This is a genomic window from Streptomyces sp. bgisy027 (genome assembly GCF_057710365.1).
In genome coordinates, this window is record NZ_JBYIVZ010000036.1 from 97,534 (window position 1) to 110,912 (window position 13,379).

The 13,379-nt window shown below is 72.4% G+C and carries 15 protein-coding genes; 7 read left to right on the top strand and 8 right to left on the bottom strand.

The window, feature by feature from the left end; all coding sequences use genetic code 11:
- The first annotated feature begins 63 nt into the window (after window positions 1-63).
- Window positions 64-936: a universal stress protein gene (locus AC3ETA_RS31850; RefSeq protein WP_432196350.1), complete on the top strand. Its 873-nt coding sequence runs from the start codon at window positions 64-66 to the stop codon at window positions 934-936.
- 1 nt (window position 937) lies between these two features.
- Here the strand turns inward: AC3ETA_RS31850 and AC3ETA_RS31855 are convergent, their stop codons facing one another.
- From AC3ETA_RS31855 to AC3ETA_RS31875, 5 genes are all read right to left on the bottom strand, one after another.
- On the bottom strand, window positions 938-2,212 hold the full coding sequence (locus tag AC3ETA_RS31855; RefSeq protein WP_432196351.1) for a DUF4032 domain-containing protein: 1,275 nt from the start codon (window positions 2,210-2,212) through the stop codon (window positions 938-940).
- A 40-nt stretch (window positions 2,213-2,252) separates the two neighbouring features.
- Entirely contained in the window at window positions 2,253-2,999 is a 747-nt protein-coding gene (locus AC3ETA_RS31860) for an MBL fold metallo-hydrolase (protein WP_432196352.1), read from the bottom strand.
- Window positions 3,000-3,048: 49 nt separating this feature from the next.
- Window positions 3,049-3,474 (bottom strand): hypothetical protein, encoded by a 426-nt coding sequence (locus AC3ETA_RS31865; protein ID WP_432196353.1) that lies wholly within the window; start codon window positions 3,472-3,474, stop codon window positions 3,049-3,051.
- A gap of 60 nt (window positions 3,475-3,534) precedes the next feature.
- On the bottom strand, window positions 3,535-3,702 hold the full coding sequence (locus tag AC3ETA_RS31870; protein WP_432196354.1) for a hypothetical protein: 168 nt from the start codon (window positions 3,700-3,702) through the stop codon (window positions 3,535-3,537).
- 103 nt (window positions 3,703-3,805) lie between these two features.
- The gene (locus AC3ETA_RS31875; RefSeq protein WP_432196355.1) at window positions 3,806-4,432 is read right to left on the bottom strand and encodes an alpha-ketoglutarate-dependent dioxygenase AlkB; all 627 of its coding nucleotides are present in this window, start codon (window positions 4,430-4,432) and stop codon (window positions 3,806-3,808) included.
- A gap of 141 nt (window positions 4,433-4,573) precedes the next feature.
- Between AC3ETA_RS31875 and AC3ETA_RS31880 the strand changes: the two genes are divergently transcribed.
- Together AC3ETA_RS31880 and AC3ETA_RS31885 are read left to right on the top strand one after the other, a co-directional pair.
- The gene (locus AC3ETA_RS31880; protein ID WP_432196356.1) at window positions 4,574-5,203 is read left to right on the top strand and encodes a TetR/AcrR family transcriptional regulator; all 630 of its coding nucleotides are present in this window, start codon (window positions 4,574-4,576) and stop codon (window positions 5,201-5,203) included.
- A gap of 108 nt (window positions 5,204-5,311) precedes the next feature.
- Entirely contained in the window at window positions 5,312-6,985 is a 1,674-nt protein-coding gene (locus AC3ETA_RS31885) for an FAD-binding dehydrogenase (protein ID WP_432196357.1), read from the top strand.
- A gap of 63 nt (window positions 6,986-7,048) precedes the next feature.
- On the opposite strand, the gene AC3ETA_RS31890 is transcribed toward AC3ETA_RS31885, so the two are convergent.
- Window positions 7,049-7,396, bottom strand: coding sequence for a DUF488 domain-containing protein (locus AC3ETA_RS31890; RefSeq protein ID WP_432196358.1), 348 nt, complete (start codon window positions 7,394-7,396; stop codon window positions 7,049-7,051).
- A 115-nt stretch (window positions 7,397-7,511) separates the two neighbouring features.
- Between AC3ETA_RS31890 and AC3ETA_RS31895 the strand changes: the two genes are divergently transcribed.
- From AC3ETA_RS31895 to AC3ETA_RS31905, 3 genes are read left to right on the top strand one after another with little or no spacing between them, the layout of a single operon-like run.
- Window positions 7,512-8,252, top strand: coding sequence for a hypothetical protein (locus AC3ETA_RS31895; protein ID WP_432196359.1), 741 nt, complete (start codon window positions 7,512-7,514; stop codon window positions 8,250-8,252).
- Between the two features lie 52 nt (window positions 8,253-8,304).
- Window positions 8,305-9,000 (top strand): response regulator transcription factor, encoded by a 696-nt coding sequence (locus tag AC3ETA_RS31900; RefSeq protein ID WP_432196360.1) that lies wholly within the window; start codon window positions 8,305-8,307, stop codon window positions 8,998-9,000.
- Complete coding sequence (locus AC3ETA_RS31905; protein WP_432196361.1) at window positions 8,997-10,820, top strand: sensor histidine kinase; 1,824 nt, start codon at window positions 8,997-8,999, stop codon at window positions 10,818-10,820. Before AC3ETA_RS31900 ends, AC3ETA_RS31905 begins: the two co-directional genes overlap by 4 nt.
- A gap of 30 nt (window positions 10,821-10,850) precedes the next feature.
- On the opposite strand, the gene AC3ETA_RS31910 is transcribed toward AC3ETA_RS31905, so the two are convergent.
- Together AC3ETA_RS31910 and AC3ETA_RS31915 are read right to left on the bottom strand one after the other, a co-directional pair.
- A complete protein-coding gene (locus tag AC3ETA_RS31910; protein WP_393506357.1) occupies window positions 10,851-11,084 on the bottom strand; it encodes a WhiB family transcriptional regulator in 234 nt (77 codons plus the stop codon).
- Between the two features lie 107 nt (window positions 11,085-11,191).
- Window positions 11,192-12,409 carry a saccharopine dehydrogenase family protein gene (locus tag AC3ETA_RS31915; RefSeq protein WP_432196362.1) on the bottom strand — a complete coding sequence of 406 codons (1,218 nt, stop codon included), beginning with the start codon at window positions 12,407-12,409 and terminating at the stop codon, window positions 11,192-11,194.
- A 137-nt stretch (window positions 12,410-12,546) separates the two neighbouring features.
- Here AC3ETA_RS31915 and AC3ETA_RS31920 point away from each other — a divergent pair, with 137 nt between their 5' ends.
- On the top strand, window positions 12,547-13,248 hold the full coding sequence (locus AC3ETA_RS31920; protein ID WP_432196370.1) for a TetR/AcrR family transcriptional regulator: 702 nt from the start codon (window positions 12,547-12,549) through the stop codon (window positions 13,246-13,248).
- The last annotated feature ends 131 nt before the right edge of the window (window positions 13,249-13,379 follow it).

The following is a 13,379-nucleotide window of genomic DNA, read 5'->3' on the forward strand; positions in this document are numbered from 1 at the left end:
CCACGGGGCCGTAGTGAAGACTGGGCCCCACGGATGTGACCGTGACACGAGGAGGCAGCCGGAATGACGCGCCCGATCACCGCAGGGGTGGACGGATCGGAGGAGAGCCTCGCCGCGCTGGCGTGGGCCGCACGTGAAGCCGTCCGCCGGGGGCTCCCCCTGCGGGTGGTGCACGCCTGGCGGTTCCAGCCGCACGACGCGATCGACGTGGGGGACGAGGACACCCAGGCCCAGTGGGTGCGCGACGGACTGGCGGAGGTGGTTCGTGGCGTCGCCGAGCGGCACCCGGGCCTGGAGGTGACCACCGACGTCGTCGAGGGCCCGCCCGCCGAGACGCTGATCGCCGCCGCGGGCGGGTCCGAGATGCTGGTGCTGGGGTCGCGCGGCCACGGCCGGGTCGTCGGGTTCCTGCTGGGCTCCGTCGGCCAGCAGGTGATCGCCGGGGCCACCCGGCCCGTCGTGCGCGTACGGGCCGGGGACGAGCCGTCCGGCGAGGCCGCCGGGCGCGAGATCGTCGTGGGTCAGCAGGGCGACCCCGAGGACAGCGCCGCTGCCCTGGGGTTCGCCTTCGAGACGGCGGCGGTGCGCGGCGCGACCGTGCGTGCCGTCCGGGCCTGGACGCTGCCGCCGCTGTTCGCCTACAGCCCGGCCTCCCTGAAGATGCTCGACGAGGCCGGCGGACTGGAGCCGCACGAGAAGGAGGCCCTGGGCGAGGCGCTGCGGCCGTGGCGGGCGCGCTACCCCGACGTCCCCGTCGTCGAGCACGTGGAGATGGGCAGCGGCGGGCAGGTCCTGCTGTCGGTGTCGGGGCGGGCCCAGCTGATGGTCGTGGGGCGCCGCGTGCACCGTACGGCCGTGGGTGCCCGGATCGGCTCGGTGGCGCACGGCATGCTGCATCTCGCGGACTGCCCGGTGGCCGTGGTCCCGCACGACTGAGTCAGTCGGACACGGTCGGCCGCAGCGTCTCCCGGGCCGTGGGCAGGATGTTGCTGATGTAGTCCTCGACGGCCGTGTCCAGGCCGATGTCGTGCTGCGCGTGCTCGGACAGGTACCAGCGGTGTTCGAGCAGCTCGTGGTAGATCTCGGCCGGGTCCATGGAGCCGCGCAGGTCCGGCGGAACCGCCCGCACCGTGGGCCGGAAGACGTCCCGCACCCAGCGGTGCGCGAGTACCTCCGGGCGGGCACCATGGGGGTCCCCCCTGTTCGAACGAAGTTGAGAGCTTGCGGGAGGGTCGCCCGGGGCGTAGTCGTCCTGGGTGGCCATCCAGCTCTCCAGGTCGTTCAGCAGCCGCCGGGCCTGGTTCTCCTCGGTGTCCAGGCCCGTCAGGCGCAGCAGCTGGCGCTGGTGGTGGCCGGCGTCGACGACCTTGGGCACGAAGGTGACCGTGTCGCCGTGCGTCGCGTGCTCGATCTGCATCTCGGCCACATCGAATCCGAGCTCGTTCAGGCGGCGGATCCGGCGTTCGATGTAGTGGTACTTGCCCGCCGGATAGACGGAGGTACGGGTCAGCTCCTGCCACAGGCCCTGGTAGCGGGCGCAGATCTCGGTGCCGAACTCGACGGGGTCGACGGAGGGGTGCAGCGCCCCGGACGCCTCCAGGTCCAGCAGCTCGCCGCTGATGTTGACCCGGGCGAGGTCCAGGTCGTAGTCGCGCTGGCCGTCGCTGAGACGCGGATGCAGATCGCCGGTCTCGGCGTCCACCAGGTAGGCGGCGTAGGCGCCCGCGTCGCGCCGGAACAGCGTGTTGGACAGCGAGCAGTCGCCCCATGCGAACCCGGCGAGGTGCAGGCGCACAAGCAGCACGGCCAGCGCGTCCATCAGCCGGTGCATGGTCGCCGGGCGCATCGTCGTCTCGAACATCGAGCGGTACGGCTGCGAGCCACGCAGATGCCGGGTGACCAGCACCGACTCCAGCGGGGCGCCGGCGGCGTCGACGCGCCCGGTGACCACGGCGAGCGGGTCGACCGCGGGGATACCGAGCCGGTCCAGGTCGCGCAGCAGCTCGTACTCGCGCAGGGCCGGGCGCTCGGCGAGTTCCTTGACGGCGATCACCTCCTCGCCCGCCCGGGCGTAGCGCACGATGTGCCGGGAGATACCGCGCGGCAGCGGAACCAGGATCTCCTCCGGCCACTCCTCCAGCGGCAGCTGCCAGGGCAGCTCCAGCAGGAGGGCGGGGTGCTCCGGATTCGTCGCGCTGATCTGGAGTGCCATGGGCCGTTCGTCCTCGCCTCGCGGTGATCGTCAGCCCAGCCTAGACGGCGCGCTCCCTGGCCTGAAGAGCGGCTTCCCGCACCGGGCCCCGGTGCAACGGCCCGTGCCCGGGCAGCAGCACGTCGCCCTTGAGCCCTTCGAACACGGCCAGCGAGGCCACGGCCCGGGTCCGCTCGTGGTGGAACATGTCCGGCAGCAGCTGGGGGCCCTTGACCCGGGAGGTGGGGTGCCCGCTCACCAGGGCGTCGCCCGCGACGACCGCACCGGCGTCCGGGAGGTGGAAGGCGCAGTGGCCGTCGGTGTGGCCGGGCGTGTGCACGGGTACGGGGCGGCCGGGCAGGTCCAGCGGGCCCGTCGAAGGGAACGCCTCGGGGGAGGTGACCGGGACGTGCGCGGTGCCGCCGGAGCGGATCGCGTGGATTGCCCAGGGCAGCACACCGGGCCGCCAGCCGTTGCGCAGGACCGTCCCGACGCTCACCTGCTGCAGGAAGTCCCGGCGGGCGTGCGGGACTTCGGCCTCGTGGAGGTATATCGGCGTGCCGTAAGTGGTGCGCAGGTACTCGGCGTTGCCCAGATGGTCGGTGTGCGCGTGGGTGATCAGTACGGCCGCGACCGCCTCCGGCGCACTGCCGACCTCCGCGAGCGAGGCGAGCAGTCCGGCCCGGTCACCGGGGTACCCGGTGTCGATCAGCGTGACCGCGTCCCCCTCGGTCAGGATCACCCAGTTGGTGTTGCTGCCGTGTACGAGATAGGTGTTGTCCGCGACTTGCTGCACATCTGCCCGCATGATCGTCCCGCGTGGTGAGGTCCGTGCCCGACGGACCCAGCAAAGCAGATCAACGGGCCGGTGCGACCGGCGGGTCCGGAGGCCGGACAGGAAGGACGACCGGCGGACCGGCACGCATTCCGAACAGCAGCCGCGTCCGCCGCACCACACCCTCGTACCGCACCAGGATCAGCGTCGGCGAACCGGCCACGATCACCGCGTACTCGACCGCGATCGGCGCCGGCCGGCCCACCACGACCGGCTGGTGCAGCACGTACACGGGCAGGGCGGCGGTCCCCGGGTACACCATCACGCGTGAGGGAGGCCGGACCTCGCGCGGCCGGTCCAGCAGTCCGAGGACGGCCGCCACCCGGCACCAGCCCGCCGCCCCGAACAGCGCCCGTGTGACCAGCGCGAACGGGCTCCACACGGTGAACGGGTCGTCCAGCGCCATGAATCCGGGCGCCGTACCCGCGAACAGGGCGAGCCCCGCCACACCCGTCGGCACCGCGAGCCGGCGCAGGGCGGCACGGACACGTTCGTCGTCGGCGAGGGCTTAGCCGAAGAGGAAGAACACCGGTCGTCCGGCGAGAAGACGAGGGCCGAGCGGAAGAAGAACAGGGGCCGAGCGGAAGAAGACCAGGCCGAGGACGACGAACACCCGCAGTGCGTCGAGTTCGATGCGACGGGGAGCGGTGGCCGGGAGCTGCGTCCTCGTGCTCATCCGGACAGTGTGGGGGCGGGGCCGCGCCCAGAGGAAGGGCTGCCTCCGGCACCGTCCGCCGGAGGCAGCCCCCGCGTGCACCCGAAGCGGCCGCCTCTCCGCCTCAGTGCACGCCGTGCGGGCGGAACTGCACGCTGATGCGCGGTCCCGCTGCGCGGGTGGTCTTCGGTACCGAGTGCTCCCAGGTCCTTTGGCAGGAGCCGCCCATCACGATGAGGTCGCCGTGCCCCAGCGGACGCCGTACGGTCTCGCCGCCGCGCATCGGGCGCAGCAGCAGATCCCGGGGCGCGCCCACCGACAGGATCGCGACCATGGTGTCCTCCCGCGCGCCCCGCCCGGTGCGGTCCCCGTGCCAGGCCACGCTGTCGCGGCCGTCGCGGTAGTGGCAGAGCCCCGCCGTGGTGAACGGCTCGCCCAGCTCCTCGGCGTAGTGCGCGGACAGTGCGTCGCGCGCCTCCGTGAGGACGGGGTGCGGCAGGGCGTCGTCGACTCCGTAGAAGGCGAGCAGCCGCGGTACGTCGACGACGTCGTCGTACATCGTGCGCCGCTCGGCACGCCACGGCACCTCGGACGCCAGCTGTTCGAACAGCGCGTCCGCGCCGCTGAGCCAGCCCGGCAGTACGTCGATCCAGGCGCCATGGGTGAGCCGCGTACGGCGGATCCCGGCGAGGGAGCCGAGCCGCAGCTCGTCGGTCTGGTCGAACAGGGAGCCCTGGAGGTGCGTGGCCATGCATTCAGCGTACCCCTGAAATCGAAAATATGTTCCCTTCGGCGTTCCGGGGTGAGCCCGCGTGGTGGGCCGACTTTCCGGCGGACCCTTTGGATACACAGATGTATCGGATACATTCACGTATCGAACGGAGGTCCGGCCATGACGGTGGAGGAAACGACCCGACGTGTCACCAAGCGCCGCGTCCGCACACGGGCCAATCTGCTGGAGGCCGCGTTCGCCGTGTTCGCCGCCAAGGGGTTCGGGCGGGTCTCCATCGAGGAGGTCTGCGAGGCCGCCGGCTACAGCAGGGGCGCCTTCTACTCCAACTTCGACAGCCTGGACGAGCTCTTCTTCGCCCTCTACCGGGAACGCGCGGACCTGATCGCCGACCAGGTGGCCGGGGCCCTCGCCCTCGACGGACCGGGCCTGGACGTGCCCGCCGCCGTGGACCGGGTGACCGAGGTGCTGCTCCTGGACCGCGACTGGCTCCTGGTGAAGACCGACTTCCTGGTGCACGCCGCGCGGGACCCGGCCGTCGCCCGGACCCTGCTGGAACACCGTGCCCGACTGCGCGGCGCGATCGCCGAACGGCTCGCCCGCGCGGGAGGCCGCACCGCACTGCCCGCCGTGCTCGGCGACATCGACGGCGCCGCCCACGCCGTGGTGGCCGCGTACGACGGCGTCACCACCCAACTGCTGCTGGACGGGGACGTCGAGCGCGCCCGTCTCTGGCTGGGCCAACTGCTCACCGCACTGCTCACCGACGGCGGCAACGACACCACGGCATAGCCGCAGCCGGACCACCGAACAACCCGGTCGCCGAAGGCCGGACCACCGAACAGCGCCACCACCGGGTACCGAACAGCGCCACCACCATGTGAGGAAGGGACGGTCGCCATGGATGCCGACGTCATCGTCGTCGGAGCGGGACTCGCGGGCCTGGTCGCCGCGAGCGAACTGACCAGCCGGGGCCGCAGGGTCGCGCTGGTCGACCAGGAGAACGCCGCCAACCTCGGCGGGCAGGCGTTCTGGTCCTTCGGCGGGCTGTTCCTCGTGGACTCCCCGGAGCAGCGCCGCCTCGGCATCAAGGACTCCTTCGATCTGGCGTGGAACGACTGGCAGGGCAGCGCCGGGTTCGACCGGGTCGAGGACGAGGACTCCTGGGCGGTGCGCTGGGCGCGCGCGTACGTCGAGTTCGCGGCCGGTGAGAAACGGTCCTGGCTGGAGACGCACGGCATCAAGTTCCTGCCCACGGTCGGCTGGGCCGAGCGCGGCGACCTGCGCGCCGACGGCCACGGCAACTCGGTGCCGCGGTTCCACATCGCCTGGGGGACCGGCACGGGCGTGGTGGAGCCCTTCGTGCGGTACGCCAAGCAGGCCGCCCGCGACGGACTTCTCACCTTCTACCACCGCTACCGGGTCGACGAGCTGGTCATCGAGGACGGTACGGCGCGCGGGGTGCGCGGGACGGTGCTCGCCGAGGACGACTCGCCCCGCGGCGTCGCCTCCAACCGCGACGGCGTCGGCGAGTTCGAGCTCACCGCACAGGCCGTCGTCGTCACCACCGGCGGCATCGGCGCCAACCACGACATAGTCCGCCGTTACTGGCCCGAGCGGCTCGGCACGCCGCCCGGCGAGATGGTCACCGGCGTCCCCGCCTACGTCGACGGGCGCATGCTCGACATCAGCGCGCAGGCCGGCGTACGGCTGGTCAACCGCGACCGCATGTGGCACTACACCGAGGGCCTGCAGAACTGGGACCCGATCTGGCCCGGCCACGGCATCCGCATCCTGCCCGGCCCGTCGTCCATGTGGTTCGACGCCCTCGGCCGCCGGCTGCCCGACCCGTGCCTGCCGGGCTACGACACCCTCGGCACCCTCAAGCACCTGCGCACCGACGCCGACATCGCCGGCTACGACCACTCCTGGTTCATCCTCTCCCAGAAGATCATCGAGAAGGAGTTCGCGCTGTCGGGCTCCGAGCAGAACCCCGACATCACCGCCAAGGACCGCGCCGGATTCCTGAAGGAGCGAGTGCTCGGCAAGGGCGCACCGGGACCGGTGGCGGCCTTCCTGCGCAACGGCGCGGACTTCGTGACCGCACCCACCCTGGAGCAACTGGTCGAGAAGATGAACCAGCTGACGGACAAGGCGCTCCTCGACGCGGAGACCGTCCGGCGCCAGATCGAGGCCCGCGACCTCCAGATCGCCAACCCGTACAGCAAGGACTCCCAGGTGCAGGGCATCCGCAACGCCCGCCGCTACATCGGCGACCGCCTCGGCCGGGTCGCCACCCCGCACCGCATCCTCGACCCGGCGGCCGGCCCGCTGATCGGCGTCAAGCTGCACATCCTGACCCGCAAGACCCTCGGCGGCATCCAGACCGACCTCGACTCGCGCGCGCTGGGCGCCGACGGGACGCCGATCGAGGGCCTGTACGCGGCCGGTGAGGTCGCCGGGTTCGGCGGCGGGGGCGTCCACGGCTACAACGCCCTGGAGGGCACCTTCCTCGGCGGCTGCCTCTTCTCCGGCCGCACCGCGGGCCGGGCGGCGGCGCGGCAGACGGCCTGACGGCGGTGCGACAGATGGCCTGACGGCTCAAGCCCGACGGCGGCCCGCGGCCCGTCTCCTCGGTCAGGCGAGGAGACGGGCCAGTACGGCGGCGTGACTCTGCTCGGGAGACTTGGACGCGGTCAGCAGCGTCACAGCGCCCTTGCCCGCCAACTCCCGCACATGATCGAGGAGTTCGGCCGCCTCGGGTGCGTCGAGTTCAGCCTCGTACCGGTCGGCGAACTCCTCGTACGACCCCTCGCCCGCGTGGTACCAGCGCCGCAGCTCGGTGGACGGGGTGAGTCCCTTGGGCCACTCGTCCACATGGGCCGCGTCCTTCGACAGGCCGCGCGGCCACAGCCGGTCGACCAGGACGCGCACCCCGTCCTCGGGCTCGGGTGCTTCGTACACGCGGCGGATGCGAACGCTCATGACCTGGCCTCTCCGGGGGCACGCCTCGCGGGCTGTCGCGTGGGTTCTCGGGCGGAACGGGGGCACTCGTCGAACACCTGACGAGTTCCTCACAAGTGTCGGTCAAGGTCGAGGCATGATCACGCACAAACCCCGTGTCGCACTGCTGGCCGCCTCCCTGCTGCTCACCGGCTGCGGCGGCGGTGCCATGGCGACGCCGGACCACGAACCGGCCGCCACCAGGCCCACGACCGCCACGCCGCTGCCCGACGTCGCCCTGGAGGTCGCTCCGCAGCAACTGCCCGGACTGGGTCCCAAGACCTGGGCCGAGGTGCCGGCCGAGGCCAGGCAGGCCGTCGTCGTGACCGGTGCGGGCCGCGACTCCGCGCAGTCGGAGGTCGTGCTGTACGAGCGCAGCGACATCGGCTGGGAGGCCGGTGCGCGATGGCCCGCGCACAACGCCCTGCGCGGCTGGACCGACCAGCACCGTGCCGGCGACCTGCGCTCACCCGTCGGCGTCTACACGCTCACGGACGCCGGTGGCCTGCTGCGCGACCCCGGGACCAGGCTGCCCTACGACCACGGCGTCGGCTTCACCGCGACCGGCACCGGCTTCGAGGGTGAGCCCCTCGCGGGCTCCTTCGACTACGTCATCGCCATCAACTACAACCGCAAGCCGGGCACCACACCCCTGGACTGGACCCGCCCGCTCGGCGCCGGACGCGGCGGCGGCATATGGCTCCACGTGGACCACGGCGGCCCCACCCAGGGCTGCGTCAGCATCTCCCGCGCACACATGCGGCAGCTGCTGCGGGCGCTGCACCCCGACCGGAATCCGGTCGTCGTCATGGGCGACGCCGAGTCGCTGGCCCGCTGAGTCCACCGACGACCGCCGCCCAGCCCACCCACGACCGCTTAGGATCCGCCGCGTGTGCGCACATGTGCTGGTCGCCGAGGACGACGAGATGCAGGCCGAACTCATACGCCGCTCCCTGCTGTCGGAGGGGCACACCGCCACCGTGGTCCACGACGGGTCGGCCGCCCTGGACGCCGCCCGGCGGCTGCGGCCCGACCTCGTCGTGCTGGACCTGATGCTGCCGGTGATCGACGGCTTCGGGGTGTGCCGGGTGCTGCGCCGGGACGACGACATCCCGGTGCTGATGCTGACGGCCCGGTCGGCGGAGGACGACGTCCTGCTCGGCCTCGAACTCGGCGCCGACGACTACCTGACCAAGCCGTACAGCCCGCGCGAGCTCATGGCTCGCATCCGCACCGTGCTGCGCCGCAGCGGGTACGCCGCAGGCCGCCGGGAGAACCCCGTCGTACGGGCCGCCGGGATCGCCGTCGACCCCGAGCGGCACGAGGTGCGGTGCGACGGGGCCGCGGTGGAGTGCACGCCGGCCGAGTTCGAGATCCTGCTGGCCATGGTCGCCGAACCCGAACGGGTCTTCTCCAGGCGGCAGTTGCTGGAGTGCACCCGGGGCACCGACCGGGCGTCCACCGAGCGGGCCGTCGACGTCCACATCATGAACCTGCGCAGGAAGATCGAGGCCCACCCGCGCAGCCCCGCACGGCTGCTCACCGTGTTCGGCGTCGGCTACAAGCTCAGCGGCGGCCGCGGATGACCCGGCGGATACCGCTGCGCAAGCGGCTGCTGGTCCGGCTGCTGATCACCTCGGTGCTGATCGCCGTGTGCTCGGTGGCCGCCACGGCCTGGCTCGCGGTGGAGACCACCACCCGGGCGCTGCGGGAGGAACAGGGGCAGGTCCTCGCCGAGGACATGGACGTCCTCGCCCGGCTCAGCGGGTACGCCGCGACCCACCCCGACTGGCGGGGCGTCGAGAAGACGGTCCGCGAGCTGTCCGCCAGCACCGGCCGCCGTATCGCCCTCACCACCACCGACCGTACGGCCATCGCCGACTCGGCCCCGGCCGGCACCTCCCTGCCGCCGCGCGCCGCCGCCACCGTCGACCCCCTGCACATCGACACCTACACGGAACGCGGAGCGCAGCGTGCCGGCGTCGACCCCCGGGTCGTGGGCCCGTACCGGGTGACCGACGCGGAGCGGGCCAAACTGGAGAAGCTCGCCGACACACGGCAGCGGTGCTTCGCCCGCAACGGCTACGAGGCCGTCGTCGTGCAGACACCGAGCGGCCGGCCGGTCGTCACCGACCACGACGGGCCCGTCGCCGGCGGGGTCGTGCCCGACGAGTGCGCCGACGGCCTGCTCAACACCACGACACCGACCGAGAACAAGGCCCTGTCCGACCTGTCGGAGCGGGCCAGGAAGTGTCTCGACCGGCGCGGACTGAACCCCGGTTCGCAGCCGTTCGTCACGGTCGACGTGACCGAGAAGCGGCTCGGCACCCGCTACCTCCTGGGGAAGACCAAGGGGACCGACGACCAAACGGCCGTGCGGGAGGCGGACCGCTGCGTCGAGGAGGCACGCCGCGCCCAACTCGACCCCTACGTCGCCCCCGTGGCCGAGCTGTTCCTGGGCGGCGGCGACACGACCGCCGTCCGCTTCGACATGTCCCCGGCGAACAAGGCCAAGGTCGTCGGCGCCGCCGGACTCGTGCTCGCGGTCACCGTGGCCGTGACGGCCGTGGTCGCCACCCGGCTCGTCAGGCCGCTGCGGGCACTGACCGAGGCCGCCCAGCAGCCGCCCGAACTGCATGCGCGGGTACCCGTCACCACCCGCGACGAGACCGGCATCCTCGCCGCGGCCTTCAACGAACTCGCCGAGCGCCGCGAGCGGCTGGAGGGCCAGCGCAAGGCGATGGTCAGCGACGTCGCCCACGAACTGCGCACCCCGCTCACCAACATCCGCGGCTGGCTGGAGGTGACCCGCGACGGCGTCGTCGACCCTGACCCCGCCCTGCTCGCCTCCCTGCACGAGGAGGCCCTCGTCCTGCAGCGCGTCATCGACGACCTCCAGGACCTCGCCGCCGCCGACGCCGGAACGCTGCGCCTGCACCGCGAGCCCGTCCGCGCCGACGAACTCCTCGACCAGGTCGCCGCCGCCCACCGCGTCGCCGCCGACACGGCCGGCGTCGCCCTGCGCACCCAGGCGGACGGCACCCCCTGGCTGGACGCCGACCCCGTCCGCATGCGCCAGGCCCTCGGCAACCTCGTCTCCAACGCCCTGCGCCACACACCGGCCGGCGGCACCGTCGCCCTCGCCGCCCGCCGCGACGGCGACGACGTCGTCCTCGACGTAACCGACACGGGGACCGGCATCGCCGCCGAGGACCTGCGTTACGTCTTCGACCGGTTCTGGCGTGCCGAGAAGTCCCGCAGCCGGCGTACCGGAGGCAGCGGGCTCGGCCTGCCGATCGTCCGGCACCTGGTCGCCGCGCACGGAGGTACGGCGGGGGCGGCGAGCGAGCCCGGTGCCGGATCCGTGTTCAGCCTGCGGCTGCCGGCCGCGGCCCCGCCCTCGTGAGGGCGGGGCCGCGGGGTGCCGACGGGAGCGTCATCCGGCCCGTTGCCGCAGCGCCCGTCGCTCCGCCTCGCTCGTGCCGCCCCATATCCCGATGAACTGGTCCATGTCGAGTGCCCAGCGCAGACACTGGTCCCGCACCGTGCAGCGCCGGCAGACCGCCTTCGCCTGCTCGGTCTGCAGCACGGTCGGACCGGACGTGCCGATCGGATAGAAGAGGTCGGGGTCCTCATGGCGGCAGGCGGCGTGGTCTCGCCAGTCGTCCATCAAAGTCACCTGCGATCGTCGAACGTGCCCTCGGTGGATGCATTTACTCGTTTTCGAGTCGCCTGTCGATGCGCAAGTGAAACCCAGTCGGACACCGGCGAATCCGGTCACTGTTCCCGCATGCCCCAGGGGGAGCCGTACTCGGTCAGCAGATCCAGGAAGGGCCGGGCCGGGAAGGCCTCCGGGCCGAGCACGCCGGCGCCCGACCAGGCGCCGCCGGCGAGGAGTTCGAGGGCGACGACGGGGTTGACGGCCGTCTGCCACACCACGGCCTGCGAGCCGTACTCCTTCATGGACCACTGGTTGTCGACCACGTGGTACAGGTACACCTCGCGCGGCTTTCCGTCCTTGGCGCCCCGTACCCAGGTGCCCGCGCAGGTCTTGCCGTGCATGCGGTCGCCCAGCGTCGCCGGGTCCGGCAGACACGCGGCCACGACGTCCCGGGGCGAGACCCGCACCGGCCCGTCGGCGCTCGGCACGGTCACCGGCTCGGTGCGGTCCAGGCCCAGCAGGTGCAGCGTCTTGAGGGTGCTGATGAACTCCTCGCCGAGGCCGTACTTGAACGTCACCCGGTTCGCCTCGACCCAGCGTGGCATCAGGAGCACCTCCTCGTGCTCCACGTTCACGCACTCGACCGGACCGATTCCCTCGGGGAAGTCGAACACCTCGGGCTCGCTGAACGGCTCGGTGGTGAACCAGCCGCGGGCGTCCTCGTAGACGACCGGCGGGTTGAGGCACTCCTCGATCGTGGTCCAGATGCTGAAGGACGGCGCGAAGTCGTAGCCGTCGACGGTCAGGTTCGCGCCGTCGCGGACGCCGAGCTCCTCGATCTCGTCGAAGAGCTCGTCGGCGGCGTACCGGGCGAACACGTCCGACAGACCGGGCTCCACGCCCATGCCGACCAGCGCCAGCGCGCCCGCCTTCTCCCAGTCGGCCGCCTGCTCGAACTGGGCGTCGCCCAGCTTGACCCCGCACTCCTCGTACGGCCGCTCCGGATGCGGGTGCGACAGCGACATCGCCATGTCGACATAGGTGGCCCCGGCGGCGCGCGCGGCCTGGAACAGCGGCATCACGAAGCGCGGGTCGGTCGCGTTGAGGAGCACGTCGCACGCGTGGCGCCCCAGCAGCGCGGTGACCGCGGCCTCGTCGCTCGCGTCCACGCGTTCGGCGAGGAACCGGGCGTCGCCGCCGAGGGCCGCCACGGCCGCCTCGGCACGCGCGAGGTCGTAGTCGGCGACGACCATCGCCTCGAAGAACGGACGGCGGGCCGCGATCCGGGTGATGGCGGTACCCACCCCGCCGGCACCCACGAGCAGTACACGCATGACAAGACTCCCTCGGCTCAAGGTCCAGGACGTGATGGGGCCCCGCGCCAGATACAACGCCCGCCGCTCACGTAAGGTCAATGGCGTTGGCATAAGGCGCAGGGGTCGTCGTGAGCGGCACCAGGACGGAGAGCATCGTGCCCAAACCGGTCGTACCGGAGGAGAAGCGGCGCCGTAGGCGTCCCACGAAAAGCGGCACCGTGCTGTCCGAGCGGCTGATCGTCGAGACGGCGCTGCGGATGCTGCGCGAGCACGGCAGCGCCGGTCTCACCGCCCGTCGCCTCGGCCTGGCCCTCGACGCCGACCCGAGCACGCTGTACCGGTACTTCCGCGGCATGGACGAGCTGACCCTCGCCATCGGCGACGCGCTGATGGGGCAGGCGCTTGAGGGCTGGACGCGGACGGGGGAGTGGCGCGAGGACCTGCGCGCCGTCGGGCTGCGCATCCACGCCGCCTATGTGGCCCATCCGCAGGCGGCGGTGCTGACGACCAGCCGGGTCACCGGGCGGGCGAACGAACTCGCCGCCGACGAGACGGTGCTGGACGTTCTGCGCACGGCGGGGTTCCCGCTGCCGGACACCGTGCGCATCTATCACGCGTTCATCGACCAGACCCTGGCGTTCGCCGCGCTGGACGCCGCGTCCCTGGCTCTGCCCAGTGCGGCTCTGCGGGCGGACGAGGACATGTGGCGCTCGACGTACGCGCGGTTGCCGCGGGCCACGCATCCACGGATCGCGGAGGCGGCGCCGTTGCTGGCGGCGCGGATGGTGCACAGTGCCTATCCGGCGGCGTTGGACATGCTCCTGGCCAGTGCGGCCGCGGAGCTGGAGTCGAAGTAGCGCCCGCTGGTGGTGCCGCGGTGCGCCGTCGGGGGCTGCGGCGCCGTCGTGGCCGCTCGCGCCCGCGCGGCGGAGCCGCAAAACGATACAGCCCCGCGCCCGTGGCGGAGCTGCCGAGCCTTAGCTGTCTG

Excerpts from the sequence above, each read along its gene's own strand:
- AC3ETA_RS31850 (WP_432196350.1), top strand. The coding sequence starts at position 64 with ATGACGCGCCCGATCACCGCAGGGGTGGACGGATCGGAGGAGAGCCTC.
- AC3ETA_RS31855 (WP_432196351.1), bottom strand. The coding sequence starts at position 2,212 with ATGGCACTCCAGATCAGCGCGACGAATCCGGAGCACCCCGCCCTCCTG.
- AC3ETA_RS31860 (WP_432196352.1), bottom strand. The coding sequence starts at position 2,999 with ATGCGGGCAGATGTGCAGCAAGTCGCGGACAACACCTATCTCGTACAC.
- AC3ETA_RS31870 (WP_432196354.1), bottom strand. The coding sequence starts at position 3,702 with ATGAGCACGAGGACGCAGCTCCCGGCCACCGCTCCCCGTCGCATCGAA.
- AC3ETA_RS31875 (WP_432196355.1), bottom strand. The coding sequence starts at position 4,432 with ATGGCCACGCACCTCCAGGGCTCCCTGTTCGACCAGACCGACGAGCTG.
- AC3ETA_RS31880 (WP_432196356.1), top strand. The coding sequence starts at position 4,574 with ATGACGGTGGAGGAAACGACCCGACGTGTCACCAAGCGCCGCGTCCGC.
- AC3ETA_RS31885 (WP_432196357.1), top strand. The coding sequence starts at position 5,312 with ATGGATGCCGACGTCATCGTCGTCGGAGCGGGACTCGCGGGCCTGGTC.
- AC3ETA_RS31890 (WP_432196358.1), bottom strand. The coding sequence starts at position 7,396 with ATGAGCGTTCGCATCCGCCGCGTGTACGAAGCACCCGAGCCCGAGGAC.
- AC3ETA_RS31895 (WP_432196359.1), top strand. The coding sequence starts at position 7,512 with ATGATCACGCACAAACCCCGTGTCGCACTGCTGGCCGCCTCCCTGCTG.
- AC3ETA_RS31905 (WP_432196361.1), top strand. The coding sequence starts at position 8,997 with ATGACCCGGCGGATACCGCTGCGCAAGCGGCTGCTGGTCCGGCTGCTG.
- AC3ETA_RS31910 (WP_393506357.1), bottom strand. The coding sequence starts at position 11,084 with ATGGACGACTGGCGAGACCACGCCGCCTGCCGCCATGAGGACCCCGAC.
- AC3ETA_RS31915 (WP_432196362.1), bottom strand. The coding sequence starts at position 12,409 with ATGCGTGTACTGCTCGTGGGTGCCGGCGGGGTGGGTACCGCCATCACC.